The organism is Bacillus sp. 005/A4HT-01/001 (genome assembly GCF_004634445.1).
GTDB classification, from domain to species: Bacteria; Bacillota; Bacilli; order Bacillales; family Bacillaceae; genus Bacillus; species Bacillus altitudinis.
The window spans coordinates 1-14,955 of sequence record NZ_SEIZ01000010.1; the positions used below are offsets into that span (position 1 = coordinate 1).

General features: G+C 42.1%; 22 protein-coding genes and 1 rRNA gene. 3 read left to right on the top strand and 20 right to left on the bottom strand.

Annotated elements, in window-relative coordinates; translation table 11 throughout:
* Positions 1-80 (bottom strand): 16S ribosomal RNA (locus tag ES896_RS18840); the annotation flags it as partial.
* A 377-nt stretch (positions 81-457) separates the two neighbouring features.
* Between ES896_RS18840 and pdaB the strand changes: the two genes are divergently transcribed.
* The gene (gene pdaB, locus ES896_RS18845) at positions 458-1,222 is read left to right on the top strand and encodes a polysaccharide deacetylase family sporulation protein PdaB (RefSeq protein WP_017366469.1); all 765 of its coding nucleotides are present in this window, start codon (positions 458-460) and stop codon (positions 1,220-1,222) included.
* On the opposite strand, the gene ES896_RS18850 is transcribed toward pdaB, so the two are convergent.
* Complete coding sequence (locus ES896_RS18850; RefSeq protein ID WP_008345196.1) at positions 1,215-1,817, bottom strand: KinB-signaling pathway activation protein; 603 nt, start codon at positions 1,815-1,817, stop codon at positions 1,215-1,217. The two genes, pdaB and ES896_RS18850, sit on opposite strands and share 8 nt — an antisense overlap.
* Positions 1,818-1,907: 90 nt before the next feature.
* Here ES896_RS18850 and gerD point away from each other — a divergent pair, with 90 nt between their 5' ends.
* The gene (gene gerD / locus ES896_RS18855) at positions 1,908-2,486 is read left to right on the top strand and encodes a spore germination lipoprotein GerD (protein WP_017359176.1); all 579 of its coding nucleotides are present in this window, start codon (positions 1,908-1,910) and stop codon (positions 2,484-2,486) included.
* A 38-nt stretch (positions 2,487-2,524) separates the two neighbouring features.
* Here gerD and ES896_RS18860 read toward each other — a convergent pair whose 3' ends face one another.
* The 3 genes from ES896_RS18860 to ES896_RS18870 form a co-directional block, all read right to left on the bottom strand.
* Positions 2,525-3,586, bottom strand: a complete 1,062-nt coding sequence (locus ES896_RS18860; RefSeq protein WP_135227177.1) for an Mrp/NBP35 family ATP-binding protein — start codon at positions 3,584-3,586, stop codon at positions 2,525-2,527.
* Positions 3,587-3,689: 103 nt separating this feature from the next.
* Positions 3,690-4,403 (bottom strand): N-acetylmuramoyl-L-alanine amidase CwlD, encoded by a 714-nt coding sequence (gene cwlD / locus ES896_RS18865; RefSeq protein ID WP_017359175.1) that lies wholly within the window; start codon positions 4,401-4,403, stop codon positions 3,690-3,692.
* Positions 4,404-4,461: 58 nt separating this feature from the next.
* Positions 4,462-4,905 (bottom strand): YbaK family protein, encoded by a 444-nt coding sequence (locus ES896_RS18870; RefSeq protein WP_035703915.1) that lies wholly within the window; start codon positions 4,903-4,905, stop codon positions 4,462-4,464.
* A 144-nt stretch (positions 4,906-5,049) separates the two neighbouring features.
* Here ES896_RS18870 and ES896_RS18875 point away from each other — a divergent pair, with 144 nt between their 5' ends.
* Positions 5,050-5,622 carry a DUF4825 domain-containing protein gene (locus ES896_RS18875; protein ID WP_135227178.1) on the top strand — a complete coding sequence of 191 codons (573 nt, stop codon included), beginning with the start codon at positions 5,050-5,052 and terminating at the stop codon, positions 5,620-5,622.
* 28 nt (positions 5,623-5,650) lie between these two features.
* Here ES896_RS18875 and ES896_RS18880 read toward each other — a convergent pair whose 3' ends face one another.
* The 15 genes from ES896_RS18880 to infA all read right to left on the bottom strand — a co-directional run bounded on the left by ES896_RS18880 (position 5,651) and on the right by infA (position 14,807).
* On the bottom strand, positions 5,651-6,124 hold the full coding sequence (locus tag ES896_RS18880) for a GNAT family N-acetyltransferase (RefSeq protein WP_135227179.1): 474 nt from the start codon (positions 6,122-6,124) through the stop codon (positions 5,651-5,653).
* Positions 6,125-6,160: 36 nt separating this feature from the next.
* The gene (locus tag ES896_RS18885) at positions 6,161-6,907 is read right to left on the bottom strand and encodes an amidohydrolase family protein (protein ID WP_135227180.1); all 747 of its coding nucleotides are present in this window, start codon (positions 6,905-6,907) and stop codon (positions 6,161-6,163) included.
* Between the two features lie 97 nt (positions 6,908-7,004).
* Entirely contained in the window at positions 7,005-7,529 is a 525-nt protein-coding gene (locus tag ES896_RS18890) for a GNAT family N-acetyltransferase (RefSeq protein ID WP_017366459.1), read from the bottom strand.
* Positions 7,530-7,706: 177 nt separating this feature from the next.
* Positions 7,707-8,099 (bottom strand): 30S ribosomal protein S9, encoded by a 393-nt coding sequence (gene rpsI / locus ES896_RS18895; protein ID WP_007496354.1) that lies wholly within the window; start codon positions 8,097-8,099, stop codon positions 7,707-7,709.
* Positions 8,100-8,119: 20 nt separating this feature from the next.
* The gene (rplM, locus tag ES896_RS18900) at positions 8,120-8,557 is read right to left on the bottom strand and encodes a 50S ribosomal protein L13 (protein ID WP_003217042.1); all 438 of its coding nucleotides are present in this window, start codon (positions 8,555-8,557) and stop codon (positions 8,120-8,122) included.
* 164 nt (positions 8,558-8,721) lie between these two features.
* Positions 8,722-9,465, bottom strand: a complete 744-nt coding sequence (gene truA, locus ES896_RS18905; RefSeq protein WP_135227181.1) for a tRNA pseudouridine(38-40) synthase TruA — start codon at positions 9,463-9,465, stop codon at positions 8,722-8,724.
* Positions 9,466-9,476: 11 nt separating this feature from the next.
* Complete coding sequence (locus tag ES896_RS18910) at positions 9,477-10,274, bottom strand: energy-coupling factor transporter transmembrane component T family protein (protein WP_008345215.1); 798 nt, start codon at positions 10,272-10,274, stop codon at positions 9,477-9,479.
* On the bottom strand, positions 10,271-11,140 hold the full coding sequence (locus ES896_RS18915) for an energy-coupling factor ABC transporter ATP-binding protein (RefSeq protein ID WP_024718300.1): 870 nt from the start codon (positions 11,138-11,140) through the stop codon (positions 10,271-10,273). The genes ES896_RS18910 and ES896_RS18915 overlap by 4 nt, the downstream gene beginning before the upstream one ends.
* Positions 11,116-11,958 (bottom strand): energy-coupling factor ABC transporter ATP-binding protein, encoded by an 843-nt coding sequence (locus ES896_RS18920; RefSeq protein ID WP_135227182.1) that lies wholly within the window; start codon positions 11,956-11,958, stop codon positions 11,116-11,118. The genes ES896_RS18915 and ES896_RS18920 overlap by 25 nt, the downstream gene beginning before the upstream one ends.
* A gap of 124 nt (positions 11,959-12,082) precedes the next feature.
* Complete coding sequence (gene rplQ, locus ES896_RS18925) at positions 12,083-12,445, bottom strand: 50S ribosomal protein L17 (RefSeq protein WP_003216944.1); 363 nt, start codon at positions 12,443-12,445, stop codon at positions 12,083-12,085.
* A 75-nt stretch (positions 12,446-12,520) separates the two neighbouring features.
* On the bottom strand, positions 12,521-13,465 hold the full coding sequence (locus ES896_RS18930) for a DNA-directed RNA polymerase subunit alpha (protein ID WP_003217009.1): 945 nt from the start codon (positions 13,463-13,465) through the stop codon (positions 12,521-12,523).
* A gap of 175 nt (positions 13,466-13,640) precedes the next feature.
* Positions 13,641-14,036, bottom strand: a complete 396-nt coding sequence (gene rpsK / locus ES896_RS18935; RefSeq protein WP_003217231.1) for a 30S ribosomal protein S11 — start codon at positions 14,034-14,036, stop codon at positions 13,641-13,643.
* A gap of 20 nt (positions 14,037-14,056) precedes the next feature.
* A complete protein-coding gene (rpsM, locus tag ES896_RS18940; protein WP_003217023.1) occupies positions 14,057-14,422 on the bottom strand; it encodes a 30S ribosomal protein S13 in 366 nt (121 codons plus the stop codon).
* Between the two features lie 21 nt (positions 14,423-14,443).
* Positions 14,444-14,557, bottom strand: a complete 114-nt coding sequence (gene rpmJ / locus ES896_RS18945; protein ID WP_003156543.1) for a 50S ribosomal protein L36 — start codon at positions 14,555-14,557, stop codon at positions 14,444-14,446.
* 31 nt (positions 14,558-14,588) lie between these two features.
* Positions 14,589-14,807, bottom strand: a complete 219-nt coding sequence (infA, locus tag ES896_RS18950) for a translation initiation factor IF-1 (protein ID WP_003217190.1) — start codon at positions 14,805-14,807, stop codon at positions 14,589-14,591.
* Positions 14,808-14,955: the final 148 nt, after the last annotated feature.

Genomic DNA, 14,955 nt, shown 5'->3' on the forward strand with positions numbered 1-14,955 from the left:
CTCCCTTCTGTCCGCTCGACTTGCATGTATTAGGCACGCCGCCAGCGTTCGTCCTGAGCCAGGATCAAACTCTCCGAAAAAGTACAAAACCGAAGTTTTGTTTTTCGTCAGCGTTTGACTGACTACCTATGATGTATCATAGGATTTTTTTATAAAAACTCGAATTAACAGGTACGTTTTGTCTTGTTTAGTTTTCAAAGATCATCTTCGCCGTTCTTAGCGACTTTAATAATATAACATTTCGCTTCATCTTATGTCAACAACTTTTTTCAAGTTTATTTCCCGAAGCGTTTGTGTTTGTCACTGTGTGTCAGCGACGATTAATAATATATCACGAAAACATTCTGTTAGTCAACGCCTTTTCAGAACTTTTTTTAAAATAGTTTTATCGTGCATGTTAAACCCTTGTCCTGCATACAATCAAGTAACAATCTTGGACAAGGCAGGAGTGTTTGAATTGAGTCGATTATATGTGTTGCCTATTAAACGGCTGAAGCAAGTAGTCATTATTCTTGTAGCAGCCCTTGCAGCTGCAACCTTTTTTTATGTACAAAAGGCACCGCCGCTGTCGGTATTTAAAACAGAACAAGGGCCCCGAGCAATTTATAAAGGAGAGACCTCATCAAAACACGCATCCCTTACATTTAATATTGGCTGGGGAGACGAGAAGGCTGTTCCTATTTTAAATGTCCTCCGAGAGTACGATATAAAGAACGCCACTTTCTTTCTGTCTGCTTCTTGGGCTGAGCGTCACCCAGATATCGTGAAAAGGATTAAAGAGGATGGCCATCAAATTGGCAGCCTTGGCTATGCATATAAAAATTATAGCCAGCTGGAAGAAAACGAAATTAAGCGAGATCTTGTCCGTGCACAAAATACATTCCAAAAGCTTGGACTGGAAGACATTCAATTATTAAGACCGCCAACTGGGCAATTTAATGAAACGGTATTGAAAATTGCAACACAGTATGGCTATACCGTTGTCCATTACAGCATCAATTCTCAAGATTGGCTGAACCCGGGCGTCGACCAGATTGTTCATAATGTAAATGATCGAATGAAAAGCGGAGACATTATTCTCCTTCACGCCTCAGATTCAGCCACCCAAACCGCTCAAGCCTTACCAGCCATTTTAAAACACTTAAAAGACAAAAATTTAAGAAACGTCACGGTTGGCGAGCTTATCTCTAATACAAAAACAAAGTCAACTGAGGTTAAGTAGCTTTTGCTTTTGAAAACCGCGGCATAGCTAATAACTGAAACGCATTACAACCTAATAGCGGGAATAGCATTAAATACAGCCAGTCCTCTTCATTGACTCTAAGCGCCGGAAACCATTCTAACGACGTGATGACGACCATGAGAAACATTGCAGAAATAAATGTTTTCTTAGAGGACTGCTGCTGTTTAAAATAAGACACGATCAATGCAAACACACCGATAAAAACAGGCAGCCACAAGTATGGAAGAAATGATTCATTCTCCCCGAAAAACAAAAACCGCAAATAAGCTAAATCAAACAGCACGAAAATCACAAGGAATAACTGAATGGTATTCCATAAAGAATGCGACCTAAAAATCTCCAGCGCAAACCGGTGCACTGTCAAAAAGACAACAAACCCCATCTGACTGATTACACTAAAGATCATCCCCACACCAATAAACCAAAATAACACAGACGCAATCTCTAAAATCTCAAACGATACAAACAGCTTCTGATATTTCCCCCACTCCAGCGCAAAACCTACCACGCTTGTAATGACCGCTCCAACAGCCAGCACAGAGAAGAAAAAACGAACTAAATCCCGACTTTTCATTGAATTGACCCAACCCCTATTTTTGTTATGTATAAATTCACGTGAAACATTCATATTAAAAGTAAGACATGTAACGAAAGGAGCCACAGTATGTCAAAAGGCATCTTGCGTATAATGAGCTGTTTTCTTCTTTTATCTCTAACAGCTTGTGCTCCCAAAACCCAATCCTCATCTAATATGGACTATGACGAAACGAAAAAAATGGTCGTCGATATTTTGAAAACAGATGACGGTAAAAAGGCCATTCAACAGTTATTAAATGACGAGGCAATGAATGAAGCTTTGGTAATGGATGAACAAACTGTGAAAAAAACAATAGAGAAAACACTGACTTCTGATAAAGGCAAAGAGTTCTGGAAGAAGGTCTTTGAGGATTCTAAATTTGCCGAGACTTTCGCAAAATCCATGCAGCAACAGCATGAAAAGATGTTAAAACAATTGATGAAGGACCCTGACTATCAACAGATGATGATGGATATTCTCAAGGATCCTGAAATGGAAAAGAAATACGGTGAACTGGTCAAAAGCAAAGAGTTCCGAAAGCACTTAGAGAAAGTTATTACAGAAACATTAAGCAGCCCTCTCTATAAGAAGAAATTCGAAGATGAGCTAAAAAAAGCAGTCTCTGAAAGCAGCAATGATTCCGGTTCACAAGGAAATGGCAGTTAAACATCACCCGAGTGGCACAAGGTCCACTCGGGATTTCATTATGCTTTTACTGCTAATTGTTCAATGACTTTATTGGCAATGTGTTGATACACTTCCCCTGTCGGATGACTCGCATCATAGACAGAAGGTGCAAAATCGTCCTCATTCCAATCAGGCTGTCTTAAAGGGATTTGACCAAGAACTGATACGCGCAGCTCCTCCGCCAGCTTGTCCCCGCCACCTTTACCAAAGACATATTCCTTCTCACCTGTTTTTTTGCTTTCATAGTAACTCATATTCTCAACGACCCCTAGCACCTCGTGATCTGTTTGCAGTGCCATTGCGCCTGCTCTAGCAGCAACGAAAGCCGCTGTTGGATGCGGTGTCGTCACAATGATTTCTTTACAGCTCGGAAGCATCGTATGAATATCAAGTGCCACATCACCTGTTCCAGGCGGAAGGTCTAATAGTAAGTAATCTAATTCTCCCCACTCTACTTCGTGGAAGAAGTTATTTAGCATTTTACCAAGCATCGGTCCTCTCCAAATGACCGGTGCGTTTTCTTCAACAAAAAAGCCCATTGAAATCACTTTGACGCCAAAGCGTTCCACAGGAATAATTTTTTCCCCTTTAACTGTCGGTCTGACGGTGATTCCCATCATATCCGGTACACTAAAGCCGTAAATATCAGCATCGATCAGTCCCACTTTTTTCCCTAGACGAGCCAGTGCCACAGCCAGGTTAACAGAAACAGTTGATTTCCCAACTCCGCCTTTTCCACTCGCAATCGCTAAGAACACAGGCGGATTTTTAGAGTTGAGCAAATTTTCTTCCTCATCCTCCTGGGACGGCATAAACTTTTCAAGCGTTTCTTGAGGCAGTTCTTCAAAACGAAGTCCTACAGTGTTCGCGCCCGCTGCTTTTAAAGCTTGTACGATGTCTTGCTGCAGCTTCATCTGCTCAGCAGTGCCTGTCTTTGCAATCGCCACTTTTAAGCTCACATGTTCTTTTTCAGGCTTTAGGCTGATTTCCTTGATGGCATCCAGCTCACCAAGCGGTATATGAAGGAAAGGTTCGTCCATCTTCCCAACTAGTTTTCTCACATCATCTTGTCCGATCATAGCAGAACCTCACCCTTTATTGAATTCGTTTACAATCCAAGTATATCATACATATCCTTACAATGTCTGTCCTCTTTGCCTGCGATAAACAGGAAAAAGCCCCTTATTCAGGCGGCTCTTTTTGCTCTGTTAAATATCTTAAAATGCCTTTATAAATCGAAGCAGCAATTTGATCCTGATATTTAGGAGTCGCCAGCTGACCAGCCTCTTTTGGATTCGATAAAAATCCGATTTCGACAAGCGCTCCTGGCTTCGTGACATTTTGCATTAAATAAATCCCATTGATTCGCTTCGCCTTGCGATCTGTGTTTTCAAGGTTGTTGCGCAATTCATCTTGAATGAACTTCGCTGCTTTTTCATTCTCTTCATACTTTCCGTAAAAGAACGTCTGTGCCCCGCTCCATTTGTTCGATGGGATCGCATTTAAATGAATACTTAAATAGAGATCCGCTTCAGACTCATTGATGACTTTCACACGGTTTCTTAAATCCTCCGCTTTCTTCCGGGCATATCCCTTTGTATTCTTTGATGATAAATCAGAATCATCTTCCCGGGTCATGAGAACAAGCGCTCCCTGCTCCTGCAAATAGTCTCTTATCTTCATGGACACATCCAGTGCAATCTCTTTTTCGAGCAACTCGCCGCCAACAGCACCGCCATCTGGACCGCCGTGACCCGGATCTAAATAGATGATCTTTCCGCTCAAAGGCAAGTTCCACGATTTCCACGAATCATCATTTAGAAACTGAAATCTGAATAAGAATAAGAGGACAATAAACCCGATTAAAAACCCTGTCCATTTCAGCTTTCTTTTCATCCCTGTCCCTCCCATACACCATTATTTTATAGATATGGGACAAGGGCTGGAAATATGCTTAGTGCAGTCGAAGCTTATGCCTTTTTTCTGATTCCCGAAAGCCTTCCTGCCACCATTTACTTAAAAATTCCTTCGCAAATGGATACAGACACGACATCTTACGCTCCATTCGGAACATATTCCCCCACGATTGCAAACACCCTGCTAGCTCCTCAACCAGCTCATCTTCTTCATGAACTGACCGCTTCTTTATATCATCGAATGATTCACCATACTTACTCGACTCACCGTATCTCCCACCTGCTAAAAAAGCCTCAATGGCGAAATCAATACAGCCATCACTCATAATCCCAGCTGGATCATCTGCAAATGGGAACAGCTTCTTCGTGAATTTCTCGGAAGCGACCGTCACCTGTTGAAGAGACAATGTACGCAACAACTTCTTTTCAAGCGTGACATCTCGTTTTGTTTTCAATTGATAAAATGAAAGAACTTCTGCCATGGACTGAACTCCTTTTTTTCTTTGTATTGTTCGTTGGTTTGAACAAAACATGCAGTTCAGTAAATGGAAATCAATGAGCTAACGGATTGGAAATTGTGATAAAATGAACATATATATAGAAAGAATAGAAAAGGGGCAAAATTCATGAAGAAATGGATGTATATCCTATTGCTACTAACAGTCGTCTTGTCTGGTTGCAACAGTCAAGCAACCGAGCAAAAGAGCGACATAAAAGAAATAGAAGACATATCATTAAAACAGCTTTCCAAACACAAAAATTCTTATATTGGAGACAATGGAGCAGTCGGCGCTATTTTATCAGATCTTCCAGGTAACGTGATTCGCGAGTATGAAATTGTAGATAAAAAAGCGCTAAAAGTGACATACGGCGTGAAAGAAAATACCAATGATACAGAAGAACAGTTTGATTCATTTTGGTTTGATAAGAAGGATACCATTGAAAAAAACTACTTATATAATGCATTGGCACTTTTTATTCTTATCGATAACGTGGAGCAAGTGACACTCAAGATGAACGCTAAAGACGAGCCATCCGTCACGTTTAAAAGAAAACAGCTACAAAAAAAGCTGCCTCACTCTTTTAAAGTGTACAAAGACGATACAGCGCTTTGGCAAAAGGAACTGGTTGATGGAGTTGTGAAGTCAAAAGAGAAACGTCAAGATGTATACAAAGCGTTTCCGGTGAAACAATCATAAAAAGCAGAGGGATGCCACCTTCTGCTTTTTATTTGAAATCAAGCTGCAGCTTCATCCCATCATGCGTGGCTTCAAACCCTAATTTTTCATAAAAACAGCGTGCTTCTGGCCTCTGTTTGTCAGTTGTCAACTGAATCATATGACACCCACGGTCATTTGCGCGTTGAATAGCCCATTTTATCAACAATGTGCCAATTCCTCTTCCTCTATGAGTCGAGGCTGTGCGAACTCCTTCTATTGAAGCTCTCCATCCTCCTTGATACGTTAGAAATGGAGTCATTGTTAATTGGAGAACACCGACTACCTCTTCCCGATCACAAGCGACGATTAAATCAATATTGGGATCCGCTTCGATCGAATGAAAGGCATTGAGGTAGCTTTCTAATAATGGACGAGAGTAGCGTTCTCTCTTTTGGCCTAATTTGTCATCTGAAAGCATCAAAACGATGTTGTCGAGGTCTCCTTGGACGGCTTCTCTAAATGTCAATTGATTCAGATTCAATGAACACACCTCCTATCACGGAATGGAAGCCTTTATTCATTTGCCAAAATACCAATTGATAGCGTTCTTATATAAAATTTTATCCGCTGCTTCCTCATCAAACATCTGTTGAATCAATTCAATATCACCGTATTCAAATGGCCGTTTCGCCCTTGTAGAGGGAAGATCTGTACCAAACATCAGTGCATCAGGATTCGTTTGATAAATAGACGTCAATGCCTGTTCGACCTTTAAATCAACACGCCCAAAGCCCGTTGCTTTCACACGAACCCCTTTTTCAACCAGCTTGAGCAAATGCGGCAAGCCTTCTTCCGATAAGCCTAGATGATCAATCGAAACAGCCGGCAGCTGTTCAAGCGTAGAGGAGATGTCAGGGAGATGCTTGGCGTCTATGTAGAGCTCACTATGCCAGCCCACCAGCTCATACACCCTTCTCGCAAAATAGTCGAGCTTTGAAATATCCTCCGAACCGCCCCGCTTCACATTAAAACGTAAAGCCTTGACCCCATGTTGATCCAAATGAACAATCTCATCGTCAGTTGCTGTAAAAGGTAATTGTGTCACACCGCAAAAAGCCGGTCCCATTTCATCTAGTGCTTTCAACAAATAGCCTTGATCAAAGCCCTGAAATGACCCTGATACTATCGCTCCACCAATAACCCCCAGATCAGCCGTCTCTCTCCTATAATCATTCACTACATAACTCGGCGGTGTATATCCTTGGTTTTCTTGAATAGGAAAATCAAAATCAATGATATGAAAATGTGCATCAAAGATCCTCATGCCCACGCCCCTCTTCTGCTTATTTGACCTGATTATATCAATTAAAAAAGCCAGAGAATATTCGTGATGATGAATCACTTCATATTATAAAAACTTATTAATCCTTCTTTACAAACCATTCCTCTTGTAAGATGGCATAGTAAAACTCATCCCACCACTCATTTTCTTGTGGGATACACTGTTTAAAATATCCCTCTCTCCTCATCCCCATTTTCTCCATCACTCTCCAAGACGGCACATTTTCAGGCTGACAAGTGGCAATGATTCGATGTAAATTCATTGTGTGAAAACCATGATGTAGGACAGCAAAAGCAGCTTCTGATGCATAGCCTTTGTTTTGATATGCAGAATTGAAGACCCAGCCAATTTCATATGTGTGCTCACCAAAGTAAGGATGAAACACGATATGCCCGATGCATGTATGATCTTCTTTTAATAGAACAGCAAAATTCTTGCCCGTCTTAAGACGATTATTTTTGACAAATTCCTGCGCCTCTTCTTTAGAAAAAACACCTTCTGGCATATACTTCATCACCGCTAGATCAGATGTATATGCATAGACATCCTGCCAATCATCCTCAGTAAATGGTCGAATGAGACATCTTTCTGTCGTTAGAATCATAAATGCCATCCCCCTTTAACATCATTTTTTAAACAAAAACCTGACTATGATCCTATTTTATATGTTTCCAAACAGAAAAAAACACAAATAAAAAAAGCACCAGCAAGATGCTGATGCTTTTCATATATGGTTTGTCTGTACAAATCTTTGTAAAACGTCCATACAATATAAAATTGATTAACGTTTTGAGAACTGAGGTGCGCGACGTGCGCCTTTAAGACCGTATTTCTTACGCTCTTTCATACGAGAGTCACGAGTAAGAAGTCCAGCACGTTTAAGTGGTGTACGGTACTCAGGATCTACTTCTAGAAGAGCACGAGAGATACCGTGACGAATTGCTCCAGCTTGACCAGAGAATCCACCACCGTGAACATTTACAAGAACATCGTAGCTGTTAGCTGTTTCTGTGATGTTCAAAGGCTGTTTCACGTCTTCGATTAAAGCAGCGAATGGAATGTATTCAGTAATTTCACGATTATTAACGACGATACGGCCTTCACCTGGAACTAAGCGAACGCGCGCTACAGAACTTTTACGACGACCTGTACCGTAATATTGAACCTGTGCCAAATTGTTAACCTCCCTTATAATTAACCGCGAAGTTCGTAAACTTCAGGTTGTTGTGCTTGATGTGGATGCTCAGAACCACGGTACACATTTAATTTTTTGAACATTTGACGACCTAGTGGACCCTTTGGAAGCATACCTTTGATAGCAAGCTCCAACATTTTTTCAGGGTAGTTTGTACGCATCTCAAGAGCAGTTCTTTGTTTCAAACCACCTGGGTGCATCGTATGACGGTAGTAAATTTTGTCCGTCAATTTCTTACCAGTTAATTCAATTTTCTCAGCATTGATGATGATCACGTGATCACCTGTATCAACGTGTGGTGTATAAGTTGGTTTGTGCTTACCGCGCAAAAGTGATGCTACTTCAGTAGAAAGACGACCTAGAGTCTTACCTGCCGCATCAACCACTAGCCATTTGCGCTCAATTGTGCTTGCGTTCGCCATTGGTGTTGTACGCATGAGTTTCCCTCCTAAATAAATCAATGAATTTTCCTGAATCAAATGCTACGTTCTATTTCAAAACACAGATAAGTCTTCCGGGGCTTATTTGTGGGGTTGAAATACATACCATATGATATCTTATAACTTTCTGCTTCCTGTGTCAAGAACATGTTACACCTGGTTTAGTTGTCATAGAAAACTTCCCATAAATACAGTCCGTGACTGGGCGCAGTCTTGCCTGCCGCTTCGCGATTTCGGGCGGCAAGCATGGCTTTTATCTCCTCAGGGTGAAATTTACCAGAACCAATTTCAAGTAACGTTCCAGCGATAATTCGCACCATGTTGTATAAAAAGCCATTCCCTCTCACACGCATTTCAAGCCCGTCTGAGACGTTTTTCCACTCAAGGGCATAAATCTCCCTCACCTTGTCCTGAACCTCTGTATTGGCCGCACAAAAGCTTGTGAAATCGTGTATGCCAATGAGGTGCCCAGCAGCTTCTCTCATTTTGTCTGCATCCAGCCGGTAAGGAAAGTGGCAGGCATACTGTCTCGTGAACACATTTTGGTGCGTTTCCGTTGAGACCTTATAACGGTATTCCTTCGAAACGACACTAAAACGTGCATGAAACGATTCATCCACTTCCTCAGCCTTTAGAACCCTGATGTCATCAGGCAGGAGACTATTGAGGGCAAAAGGCCATCTTTCCATCGGGATGGCAAGCGGAGTGTCGAAATGGAAGACCTGCCCCTTTGCATGAACACCACTGTCCGTCCGGCCGGAAGCCACAATCGGAATCAGTTCATCTTGTTTATGCATTCTAGCAAGAGCAGATTCAATCTCCGTTTGTACAGTACGCTGTCCTGGTTGCACTTGATACCCTTTAAAATGTGTCCCATCGTATGATACGGTACATTTTACTTTCATCTAGACATCACCTAATTTCTAAGCAGCACAAGGAGTGCTGTTAACAGGATGAATAGAAGCAGCGTGAACGTGTCTTTCATGCCCCAGACAAGCTGACGGTATTTCGTACGCCCTTCTCCCCCGCGGTAGCCTCTCGCTTCCATAGCGGTCGCCAATTCCTCCGCACGCTTAAACGCACTGACGAAAAGTGGGACAAGCAATGGGACAATCGCTTTTAAACGATCTTTCACGGGTCCGCTTGTAAAATCAACACCTCTTGCCATTTGGGCTTTCATGATTTTGTCTGTTTCTTCGAGTAAAGTCGGAATAAATCGAAGAGAGATAGACATCATAAGAGCAAGCTCATGAACAGGTAGCTTGATTTTACGGAAAGGATGCAACAGCTTCTCCATCCCGTCTGTCACTTCAATAGGTGTTGTGGTCAACGTCAGAAGTGTTGTCATCATGATGAGATAGACAAAACGGAGTGAAATGAAAATCCCCTGTTTTAGACCTTCTTCATAAATATTCAGAAAACCAAAGTGAAAGAGCAAAGCGCCATCCTTTGTCATGAAGATATGCAGAATAAAGGTAAACAGAACAATCCAAAGGATGGGTTTCATTCCTTTGAGAATAAAGTACAGCGGCACCTGAGACACCATCACCACAAGGATCGTAAAGACCCCTAAAAGCCCGTAAGTGATGTAGTTATTCGCAAAAAAGACAATAAAGACAAAAAAGAAAATTGATAACAGCTTTGTCCTTGGATCAAGACGATGGACAAAGGATGTACCTGGCACATATTTGCCGATAATCATACTATCCATCATGATGTCGTGTCCTCCTGATATAAAGCTGTTAAGGCTTCTGCCATTTCATCCATGGTCAGAAGCGGTCTTGGAAACGTCATCCCAAGCTTTTCTTCGACAGCCTGCTGGAATTTGATCGTTTCCGGGAGGTCCAGTCCGAAAGAAGACATGTCGGTACGATTGGCAAATAGCTCCCTCGGCGTACCTGTCGCCTTTACTGTTCCTTTGTGCATCACAATCATTTGATCCGCATAATGAGCGGCATCTTCCATACTGTGTGTCACAAGGATCGTCGTCAGGTTGGCTTTTTGATGAAGCTCATAGAACATGTCCATGATTTCTTTACGTCCGCGTGGATCTAATCCCGCAGTCGGCTCATCAAGCACAAGCACTTCTGGCTCCATCGCTAGAACACCTGCAATCGCCACACGTCTCATTTGACCACCGCTTAATTCAAAGGGTGATCGAGATAACAAGGATTCAGGAAGGCCTACAAGCTTCAGCATTTCTTTAGCCTTGGCTTCTGCCTTTTCTTTTGGAACACCGAAATTCATCGGACCAAAGCAGATATCCTTTAGAATCGTCTCCTCAAAGAGCTGATGTTCAGGAAACTGAAACACGATGCCGACCTTTTTTCGAAGGGGTTTCATATCCTTCTGCTTTTTATTGGCTTGTAAGACCGTATCTCCAAGCGCAATGCTCCCCTTTGTTGGTTTGAGCAGTCCATTTAAATGTTGCAGCAATGTCGACTTGCCAGAACCCGTATGACCGATGACAGCCACATAGCTGCCTTCTTTGATGGAAGCATTGACATCATACAAAGCGAGACGCTCAAACGGCGTTTTCATTTGATAACGATGCTCTAATTCTTTGATCGTAATGTCCATAGCTCTTTCACCAATCCTTCTTGTGTCAAATGGGCATTTGCAAGCGGCACACCTTGCTGCTTCAATTGCTTACTCAAACGGTAGGAAAATGGCAGATCAAGTCCAATCTGAACCAGCTGTTCATCTAGCTCAAATACTTCCTCTGGTGTTCCCTCGGCAAATTTCTTCCCACCATTCATCACAATAACGCGGTCTGCCTTCGCAGCCTCGTCTAAATCATGTGTGATGGAAATGACCGTGACCGTTCCTTGTTCCTTCAGCAGTCTGACGGTTTCTAACACTTCTTCACGGCCAATCGGATCAAGCATTGATGTTGCTTCATCCAAGATCATGATGTCAGGGCTTGCGGCAAGTACACCTGCGATTGCTACTCTCTGCTTTTGCCCGCCTGATAGATGGTGCGGCTCTTGATCAAGAAACTCCTGCATATTGACCTGTTTGACAGCCAAATCTACACGCTCTATCATCAATTCCCGCTCAACCCCGTTATTTTCTAAACCAAAAGCCACATCATCACGAACCGTTGAGCCAACGAATTGGTTGTCTGGGTTTTGAAAGACCATGCCGACCTTTTTGCGAATATCCCAAACACTTTCTTCTTTCAGCTCAATCTCACCAACCTTGACCGTTCCTGCATCCGGTAAAATGAGCCCATTCAGTACACGGGCAAGTGTGGATTTACCTGAACCGTTGTGGCCAACAATGGCAAGCCATTCATTTTGATTCACATGCAATGACACTTGGTCTAAAGCGGGCTTGTCCGCATCTTTGTGATAACGAAATACAATGTCTTTTACGTCAATTAATGTCTTCTCCATCTTTACCGGACCTCCTCTCAGCTCAACCTCTACTTTGCCTATTGCTAAAAAGCCGTAGTATCTAAAAAAGGGCATAGATCCAGTTATGAACTGTCCCGCCCTTTCTTAGATACACGATATGTGATTAAACTAATTCAATGACAGCCATTGGTGCGCCATCGCCGCGACGAGGTCCAAGCTTCATGATACGAGTGTATCCACCTTGGCGATCTTCGTAGCGAGTTGCAACGTCAGCGAATAATTTTTGAAGTGCATCTTGGTTTGTTTCAGCGTTAGCTACTTCGTTACGAATGTAAGCTGCAGCTTGACGGCGAGCATGAAGATCTCCGCGTTTGCCAAGAGTGATCATTTTTTCAACTACAGAGCGAAGTTCTTTCGCACGTGTTTCAGTTGTTTCGATGCGTTCGTTGATGATCAAATCAGTCGTTAGGTCACGAAGCATTGCTTTACGTTGTGCACTAGTGCGTCCTAGCTTTCTGTATGCCATGTGATGTCCCCTCCTTAATTAGAGATGCTGTATGAATAAAAAACACACGAAAATCCTAGTTCACAATGAAACTAGTCAATCGTCTTTACGAAGACCCAGTCCAAGTTCTTCTAGTTTCGCTTTCACTTCTTCAAGAGATTTACGTCCAAGGTTACGAACTTTCATCATATCCTCTTCTGTCTTGTTAGCAAGCTCTTGAACAGTGTTAATACCCGCACGCTTCAAACAGTTGTAAGAACGAACAGAAAGATCAAGCTCTTCAATTGTCATTTCAAGCACTTTTTCTTTTTGGTCTTCTTCTTTTTCAACCATGATTTCTGCATGCTGAGCTTCGTCAGTTAACCCAACGAAAATATTTAGGTGTTCAGTTAAAATCTTAGAACCTAGAGCGATCGCTTCTTTCGGTCCTGTGCTTCCATCAGTCCATACATCTAGTGTTAATTTATCATAGTTTGTGATTTGCCCAACACGGGTGTTCTCCACTTGATAAGTTACACGAGATACAGGTGTATAGATTGAGTCGATCGGAATCACGCCGATAGGCTGATCGTCTCTTTTGTTTGCATCAGCAGGATTATACCCGCGACCTCTTTGTGCAGTCAAACGAACACGGAAGCTCGCATTTTTGCCAAGAGTTGCGATGTGAAGATCTGGATTTAAGATTTCAATATCGCTGTCGTGTGTAATATCAGCAGCTGTTACAGTTCCTTCATCTTGTACATCAATTTCAAGCGTCTTCTCTTCTTCAGAGTAGATTTTGAGTGCAAGCTTTTTAATGTTTAAGATAATCGTTGTAACATCTTCAACCACGCCTTCGATCGTTGAGAATTCGTGTAAGACACCATCTATCTGGATCGATGTTACAGCTGCACCAGGAAGTGAGGATAAAAGGATACGACGAAGGGAGTTCCCTAAAGTGGTACCATATCCACGCTCAAGTGGCTCTACGACAAACTTGCCATACTTGGCATCGTCGCTGATTTCAACCGTTTCGATTTTTGGTTTTTCAATTTCGATCATCTAATAAAACCCTCCTTCAAAACGTCGAAACCTCGAATAGAATCATATGAGATTCCATCCGAAATTCCTCATTGTTTAGTCCCGTATGTGCTCAGGCAACGAGTCGTGTATTCGTCTCATAAATAACTGTATCATAACCCATTATTGACAGGGACACAAAATCTATACAAACAAATTACACGCGGCGACGTTTTGGTGGACGGCATCCGTTATGAGGAACTGGAGTTACGTCTCTGATTGCAGTAACTTCAAGACCTGCAGCTTGAAGCGCACGAATTGCAGCTTCACGACCAGAACCAGGACCTTTAACAGTTACTTCAAGTGTTTTAAGACCATGTTCGATAGAACCTTTAGCAGCAGTTTCAGCAGCCATTTGTGCAGCGAAAGGAGTAGATTTACGAGAACCTCTGAATCCTAATGCACCAGCACTTGACCAAGAAATTGCGTTTCCATGAACATCAGTAATCGTTACAATCGTGTTGTTGAAAGTGGAACGGATATGAGCGATTCCAGCTTCAATATTCTTTTTCACGCGACGTTTACGCGTATTTTGTTTACGAGCAGCAGCCATTCTTTAACTACCTCCTTTACTTATTTTTTCTTGTTAGCTACAGTACGACGCGGACCTTTACGAGTGCGCGCGTTGTTTTTTGTGTTTTGTCCACGAACAGGAAGTCCTCTACGATGACGGATTCCGCGGTAGCTTCCGATTTCAATTAGACGCTTAATGTTAAGTGAAACTTCACGACGAAGGTCACCTTCTACTTTAAGTTTGTCAATGATATCACGGATTTTACCTAGTTCGTCTTCAGTTAGATCGCGAACGCGAGTGTCTTCAGAAACACCTGCTTCTTTAAGGACTTGTTGAGCCGTCGTACGACCAATTCCAAAAACATATGTTAAAGAAATGACAACACGCTTATCACGTGGAATATCTACACCAGCAATACGAGCCATGATTTGGGCACCTCCTTGTTATTAGCCTTGTTTTTGTTTATGTTTTGGGTTTTCACAGATCACCATTACTTTTCCTTTTCTGCGAATCACTTTACATTTTTCACAGATAGGTTTAACAGATGGTCTCACTTTCATGTGTTTCCAACCTCCTTCTTCCGGAGTTGCTTTATTTGTAACGGTACGTAATTCTACCACGAGTTAAGTCATATGGAGATAATTCTACCGTAACTTTGTCTCCAGGTAAAATGCGAATGAAGTGCATACGGATTTTTCCTGATACATGAGCCAAAACTGTATGACCATTCTCTAGTTCAACTTTGAACATTGCATTTGGCAAAGTTTCTGCTACAGTACCTTCCACTTCAATTACATCGTCTTTCGCCATTCAAGTGTTCTCCCTTCTTCAAATCAGTAACTTGCTCTCTGATAAATGTCCAAATGAGATGTTCTCAATTGTCCATCTATCACCCGACCTGTTTTGAATATACTGTTCTGAACTTCCGGAGATACGCAATCATAAAAGGTTAAATGAT

Excerpts from the sequence above, each read along its gene's own strand:
- ES896_RS18850 (WP_008345196.1), bottom strand. The coding sequence starts at position 1,817 with ATGAAAAGTCGGGATTTAGTTCGTTTTTTCTTCTCTGTGCTGGCTGTT.
- gerD (WP_017359176.1), top strand. The coding sequence starts at position 1,908 with ATGTCAAAAGGCATCTTGCGTATAATGAGCTGTTTTCTTCTTTTATCT.
- ES896_RS18860 (WP_135227177.1), bottom strand. The coding sequence starts at position 3,586 with ATGATCGGACAAGATGATGTGAGAAAACTAGTTGGGAAGATGGACGAA.
- cwlD (WP_017359175.1), bottom strand. The coding sequence starts at position 4,403 with ATGAAAAGAAAGCTGAAATGGACAGGGTTTTTAATCGGGTTTATTGTC.
- ES896_RS18870 (WP_035703915.1), bottom strand. The coding sequence starts at position 4,905 with ATGGCAGAAGTTCTTTCATTTTATCAATTGAAAACAAAACGAGATGTC.
- ES896_RS18875 (WP_135227178.1), top strand. The coding sequence starts at position 5,050 with ATGAAGAAATGGATGTATATCCTATTGCTACTAACAGTCGTCTTGTCT.
- ES896_RS18885 (WP_135227180.1), bottom strand. The coding sequence starts at position 6,907 with ATGAGGATCTTTGATGCACATTTTCATATCATTGATTTTGATTTTCCT.
- ES896_RS18890 (WP_017366459.1), bottom strand. The coding sequence starts at position 7,529 with ATGATTCTAACGACAGAAAGATGTCTCATTCGACCATTTACTGAGGAT.
- rplM (WP_003217042.1), bottom strand. The coding sequence starts at position 8,557 with ATGCGTACAACACCAATGGCGAACGCAAGCACAATTGAGCGCAAATGG.
- truA (WP_135227181.1), bottom strand. The coding sequence starts at position 9,465 with ATGAAAGTAAAATGTACCGTATCATACGATGGGACACATTTTAAAGGG.
- ES896_RS18910 (WP_008345215.1), bottom strand. The coding sequence starts at position 10,274 with ATGATGGATAGTATGATTATCGGCAAATATGTGCCAGGTACATCCTTT.
- ES896_RS18915 (WP_024718300.1), bottom strand. The coding sequence starts at position 11,140 with ATGGACATTACGATCAAAGAATTAGAGCATCGTTATCAAATGAAAACG.
- ES896_RS18920 (WP_135227182.1), bottom strand. The coding sequence starts at position 11,958 with ATGGAGAAGACATTAATTGACGTAAAAGACATTGTATTTCGTTATCAC.
- rplQ (WP_003216944.1), bottom strand. The coding sequence starts at position 12,445 with ATGGCATACAGAAAGCTAGGACGCACTAGTGCACAACGTAAAGCAATG.
- ES896_RS18930 (WP_003217009.1), bottom strand. The coding sequence starts at position 13,465 with ATGATCGAAATTGAAAAACCAAAAATCGAAACGGTTGAAATCAGCGAC.
- rpsK (WP_003217231.1), bottom strand. The coding sequence starts at position 14,036 with ATGGCTGCTGCTCGTAAACAAAATACGCGTAAACGTCGCGTGAAAAAG.
- rpsM (WP_003217023.1), bottom strand. The coding sequence starts at position 14,422 with ATGGCTCGTATTGCTGGTGTAGATATTCCACGTGATAAGCGTGTTGTC.
- rpmJ (WP_003156543.1), bottom strand. The coding sequence starts at position 14,557 with ATGAAAGTGAGACCATCTGTTAAACCTATCTGTGAAAAATGTAAAGTG.
- infA (WP_003217190.1), bottom strand. The coding sequence starts at position 14,807 with ATGGCGAAAGACGATGTAATTGAAGTGGAAGGTACTGTAGCAGAAACT.